Below are 5,547 nucleotides of genomic sequence, written 5' to 3'. Positions count from 1 at the left end.
CGCACCGCCACGGCGGCGATTCCCAGGCCGAGCCCCGTGGCGGCCAGGACCGGTCCGAGCAGCCCGCACAGCCGCCGGCCCACCAGCCGGCCCGGGCCCCCGACGACGCGCCCCTTCACATCGCCGACGGCCACCGTTCCCCGGTGGCCGTCGGTCGCGACGAACCGTGAGTCCACGGAGTCGATCCGGTGGTCACCCAGCACGAACAGCCGGCACCCGGGCACCTTCACGCCGTACGGCCGATGCATACCGTCGGCGACCGCCTGTGCGTCGCCTGAGCCGGGCTCGACGCCCGACTGACACCTTCCTCACACGGGACGGCCGCCCCGGACGCCCGAGCCAGCGCCCCCGACTGCCGGGTGCCTCTCTCGCTCTCCGCGCCCAGAGGCACGGAGACACCCTGCTCATGCGGCTCTCCCGGCGTCCGTCGGACCTCCCGGGACATCGCGTGGTCCGCTCCGCGGCGCTCGCGATGTGTCCGGAGGCGGACTGGGGACGGCCGGGTCCCGCGGTGTAGCTTGGGACAGAGCCAGACGTCGCTGCTGATGGCGGTCGGGCGGCCCTGCGAGGGCCGGCCGAGGGAGAGAGGGCCTCCGACGGACTGTGCTGCGCGCACGCGGGCATGCCTGTGTCCTCTTCGGGCACCCCTGTGTCCGCCGCCGCGCAGACCAGCCCTACCCACCTCGACCCGACTCCGAGGAGCACCTCGCAATGACGACTGTCGACAACCGACAGGACTTCAAGGTCGCCGACCTCTCCCTGGCCGAGTTCGGCCGCAAGGAGATCACCCTCGCCGAGCACGAGATGCCCGGTCTGATGGCGATCCGCAAGGAGTACGCCGAGGCGCAGCCTCTGGCCGGCGCCCGCATCACCGGTTCCCTGCACATGACCGTCCAGACCGCCGTGCTCATCGAGACGCTGGTGGCGCTCGGCGCGCAGGTCCGCTGGGCCTCCTGCAACATCTTCTCCACCCAGGACCACGCGGCCGCCGCCGTCGCCGTCGGCCCGAACGGCACGTCCGACAACCCGCAGGGCATCCCGGTCTTCGCCTGGAAGGGCGAGACGCTGGAGGAGTACTGGTGGTGCACGGAGCAGGCGCTGACCTGGCCGGACACCCCCACCGGCGGCCCGAACATGATCCTCGACGACGGTGGTGACGCCACCCTCCTCGTCCACAAGGGCGTCGAGTACGAGAAGGACGGCAAGGTCCCGTCCGTCGAGACCGCCGAGTCCGAGGAACACCGCGTCATCCTCCAGTTGCTGACCCGCACCCTGGGCGAGAACCCCCAGAAGTGGACCCAGCTGGCGTCGGAGATCCGCGGCGTCACCGAGGAGACCACGACCGGCGTCCACCGCCTGTACGAGATGCAGCGCGACGGCGTCCTCCTGTTCCCGGCGATCAACGTCAACGACGCTGTCACCAAGTCGAAGTTCGACAACAAGTACGGCTGCCGCCACTCCCTGATCGACGGCATCAACCGCGCCACCGACGTCCTCATCGGCGGCAAGACCGCCGTGGTCTGCGGCTACGGCGACGTGGGCAAGGGCTGCGCGGAGTCCCTGCGCGGACAGGGCGCCCGCGTGATCGTCACCGAGATCGACCCGATCTGCGCACTTCAGGCCGCCATGGACGGCTACCAGGTCACGACCCTCGACGAGGTCGTCGACAAGGCCGACATCTTCATCACCACGACGGGCAACAAGGACATCATCATGGCCGCGGACATGGCCAAGATGAAGCACCAGGCAATCGTCGGCAACATCGGCCACTTCGACAACGAGATCGACATGGCCGGCCTCGCCAAGGTCCCCGGCATCGTCAAGGACGAGGTCAAGCCGCAGGTCCACACCTGGACCTTCCCCGACGGCAAGAAGATCATCGTCCTCTCCGAGGGCCGCCTGCTGAACCTGGGCAACGCCACCGGCCACCCGTCGTTCGTGATGTCCAACTCCTTCGCGGACCAGACGCTGGCCCAGATCGAGCTGTTCACCAAGCCCGACGAGTACCCGACCGGTGTGTACACGCTGCCCAAGCACCTCGACGAGAAGGTCGCCCGCCTCCACCTGGACGCGCTCGGCGTGAAGCTGACCCAGCTCCGCCCCGAGCAGGCCGCGTACATCGGCGTCGACGTCGAGGGCCCGTACAAGCCGGACCACTACCGGTACTGACCGGACCTCCTCCGGTACCGACAACCGAGACCGGTACCGACCAGGCCCCGAGGCAGGCCCCCGCACCCCCGTGCCGGGGGCCTGCCCCTTTGGGGTCCGACCGGCCGGACCAGCCCGTCACACCCCAGGACCCCCATGCCCCGCGGCCGATATTCGCTTCATGATCCGCACGACGGCACCCTCCTCGCCGAAGAACACTTCCAGTGCGCACCCGGCCCCTCGGGCTGGCGCTATGTGTCGCAAGTGACCACCCCCTCCGGCGACCACGCCGGTTCCGTCGACCTCGCCCTCGACGACCTCGGCCGTCCCATCCGCCTCGAACTGCACGCCGCGAGCTGGCAGGTGCGGGGCGCTGCCCTGGACGGCGTCACCTGGGTCCGCACCGACCCCACCGCCACCCACGCCACCGAAGGCAACGTCGCCGCCCACGCCTTCACCGGCACCTCCCCCGCGTTCCTCGTCGCCACCGCCCGGCTGCTGCGCCTCACCCCCTCCTCCGCCGCGACGCGCGTACGTCTCGTCGCCTTCACCGATCCGGTCCTCGCCCCCCGCACCGTGGACCAGTCCTGGGCCCTGATCGCAAGAGAAGCACACCCCACTGACAACGACCCGCTGATCGTGGACGAATACCAGGTCACAGCCCTGGACACGGGGGAGCGGCAGACCGTTCACATCACCGGTGACGTGGTGCTCGCGGCACCCGGCGTCGAGCTGGAACACCTCGAGTCACCGCCGTCGGTGTTCAGCTGACGGGGGCCGCGCCCGAGGGCTACGCGGGGGGCACGAACCCCGTGGCCGGGCGGTCCGACGGCGCTGCCGCCCGCGACGCCGCCGGGCCCCGGTCTTCCAGTGGGCCGTCGGCCGAGGCCTGAGGCAGGCCATATGTCCCCGGCTGAGCGGGCATACCGGACCAGTCGTCCACGCCGGCCGGTCCGGTCACGCCCTTCCCCTCGTTCGCCCCAGGAGCCGACCACGGACTCCCCCCGCCCCGCGGGGCAGGAGCCCGCCCGGGCGCGTGAGCGGGCTCGCCCAGCGTCTCCGGCGCCCTCGGGCCGGCCTCGGCGGTCGCCTCGGGCTCCCGGCCGCCGAGCGTCCGCCGCGCCTCCCTGGCCTGGCGTTCCTGCACCACCGCCGCCAGATACGCGCTCGGCGGGACCCCGTGTGGCGCCGGCGTCCCCGTACGAGCCGCGAGATCCGAGGCGAGACGTTCCGCCATCGCCCAGCCCACCTGCGGATCCAGATACTGCATCCGCGTCAGGTACTGCCGGATCGCCAGCCACAGCCCGTCCGGAACCGCCGAGAGATCCAGCTCGGAGAACCGCCCGGCAAGCCAGGGGGGCGGCGGGGGCACAAAGGCCGTACGCCCGGCCGGCACCCGCTCCCGCACGACCAGCGTGCCCGCGAACACATCACCGAGGCGCCTGCCCCGAGCCGACACCAGCGAGGCGATGCACGCGACGACCCCGAACGTCATCAGGACCTCGACCACACCCACCGCGCCCCGGACCAGCGCGTGACGGAACCGGATCGGTCCTCCGTCGTCCCGCACCACACGCAGTCCACAGGCCAGCTTCCCCAGCGAACGACCCTGGGTCAGGGTCTCCACCGCGATCGGCCCGCCCACCGGAACGAGAACGAAGACCGCGATCGACACCGCCATCTGCGCGGCCTCGTCCAGGCCGGACGTCGACGCCACGAGAGCGATCATCACGATGACATAGGCGGTCAGGGCCACCACCAGGTCCAGCACCACCGCGAGCACCCGGCTCGGCAGTTTCGCCGGGCGCAGCTCCAGCGCCACTGCCTCGCCCGTCACCAGTTCACTCATGCCCAGCGTCCTTCCCCTGCCCCACTCCGGGATACGACAGTCTGCCAAGCTGAGGACGCATCGCGCTCCAGTGCGACAAGCTGACACGCAGTACGAGAGGACGAGGAGCAGCCCGACCCATGGACCTCGACGTGTTCGTGTCCGCCCACCGCGCCGAGTGGGACCGCCTCGAGGCTCTGCTGCGCCGCCGGCGCCGCCTCACGGGAGCCGAGGCGGACGAACTCGTCGCCCTCTACCAGCGCACCGCGACCCATCTCTCGCTGATCCGCTCCAGCGCCCCGGACCCTCAGCTCATGGGCCGGCTCAGCCAGCTCGTGGCACGCGCGCGCAGTGCCGTGACGGGCACGCGCCACGCCTCGTGGCGCGATGTCACACGCTTCCTCACCCAGGGCTTTCCCGCCGCGGTCTACCGCTCGCGTCGCTGGTGGGTGCCCACCGCGGTGCTCTCCACGGTGATCGCCGCGCTCCTGGGGTGGTGGATCGGCACCCACCCGGAGGTCCAGTCCTCCATCGCGGCCCCCGGCGAGCTGCGCAACCTCACTCGCCCGGGCGGCGAGTACGAGACGTACTACTCGAGCCATCCCGCTGCCGCCTTCGCCGCGCAGGTGTGGACGAACAACGCGCAGGCCGCCGCGATGTGCCTGGTCCTCGGCGTCTTCCTAGGGCTTCCCGTACTCTGGATCCTTCTCGAGAACATGCTGAACCTGGGCGTGGGCATCGGCCTGATGTCCTCGGCGGGCCGTCTCGACACCTTCCTGGGCCTGGTCCTCCCGCATGGCCTCCTGGAGCTGACGGCCGTCTTCGTGGCCGCCGGCACGGGCCTACGACTCGGCTGGACCCTCGTCGACCCGGGCCCCCGTACCCGCCGCAGCGCTCTCGCGGAGGAGGGCCGGGGGGCCCTGGGCATGGCGATCGGCCTCGACCTCGTCCTCTTCGTGTCGGGTGCCATCGAGGGCTTCGTGACCCCTTCCGGCCTTCCCACATGGGCGCGGATAGGCATCGGCGTCCTTGCTGAGCTGGCCTTTCTCGCGTATGTCTTCATCCTCGGCGGGCGCGCGGCACGGGCCGGTGACACGGGCGACCTGGAAGCGCACGAGCGCAGCGCGACCGTGCCCACGGCCGCGTGACGCCGAGGCGGCCCGTCGGATGTGCGTCGCACTCCGTTGACCTGCTAGTCTCCTCTTCGCCGCGCAAGACCCGTTGACACGGGTTGAGCGAGGAGGTAGATTCGAACAGTTGCCTGGAGGTGGACCTCCACCCCGGGACCAACCGAGAACATCTATCCGCTCCAGGAACATCGTTCCGCGGAGCTCCACCCGATGATTCAGAAATGGACGCCGGTCAATCGGCTCCGAAACTTCTGATAAAGTCGGGAAAGCCGGAAAGGGAAACGCGGGAGCGGGAACCTGGAAAGCGCCGAGGAAATCGGGTCGAGAAAAGATCTGATAGAGTCGGAACACCGAAGGGAAGCGCCCGGAGGAAAGCCTGAGAGAGTCTCTCGGGTGAGTACGAAGGAAGCGTCCGTTCCTTGAGAACTCAACAGCGTGCCA

Annotated in this window: 5 protein-coding genes; 3 read left to right on the top strand and 2 right to left on the bottom strand. The window is 70.3% G+C overall.

The window, feature by feature from the left end; translation table 11 throughout:
- Positions 1-248: S26 family signal peptidase (locus tag ACIP94_RS16995; protein ID WP_402425732.1), on the bottom strand; the 248-nt coding region annotated here is incomplete at its 3' end.
- Between the two features lie 463 nt (positions 249-711).
- Between ACIP94_RS16995 and ahcY the strand changes: the two genes are divergently transcribed.
- Together ahcY and ACIP94_RS16985 are read left to right on the top strand one after the other, a co-directional pair.
- Positions 712-2,169 (top strand): adenosylhomocysteinase, encoded by a 1,458-nt coding sequence (gene ahcY, locus ACIP94_RS16990; RefSeq protein ID WP_402425730.1) that lies wholly within the window; start codon positions 712-714, stop codon positions 2,167-2,169.
- A gap of 135 nt (positions 2,170-2,304) precedes the next feature.
- Positions 2,305-2,919, top strand: a complete 615-nt coding sequence (locus ACIP94_RS16985) for a hypothetical protein (RefSeq protein WP_402425728.1) — start codon at positions 2,305-2,307, stop codon at positions 2,917-2,919.
- A gap of 19 nt (positions 2,920-2,938) precedes the next feature.
- Here the strand turns inward: ACIP94_RS16985 and ACIP94_RS16980 are convergent, their stop codons facing one another.
- Positions 2,939-3,997: an RDD family protein gene (locus tag ACIP94_RS16980; protein WP_402425726.1), complete on the bottom strand. Its 1,059-nt coding sequence runs from the start codon at positions 3,995-3,997 to the stop codon at positions 2,939-2,941.
- A 119-nt stretch (positions 3,998-4,116) separates the two neighbouring features.
- Here ACIP94_RS16980 and ACIP94_RS16975 point away from each other — a divergent pair, with 119 nt between their 5' ends.
- Positions 4,117-5,124, top strand: coding sequence for a stage II sporulation protein M (locus ACIP94_RS16975; protein WP_402425724.1), 1,008 nt, complete (start codon positions 4,117-4,119; stop codon positions 5,122-5,124).
- Positions 5,125-5,547: the final 423 nt, after the last annotated feature.

It is taken from the genome of Streptomyces sp. NPDC093261, assembly GCF_044753645.1.
Lineage (GTDB): Bacteria > Actinomycetota > Actinomycetes > Streptomycetales > Streptomycetaceae > Streptomyces.
This window is presented reverse-complemented; position numbering and strand designations above follow the sequence as displayed.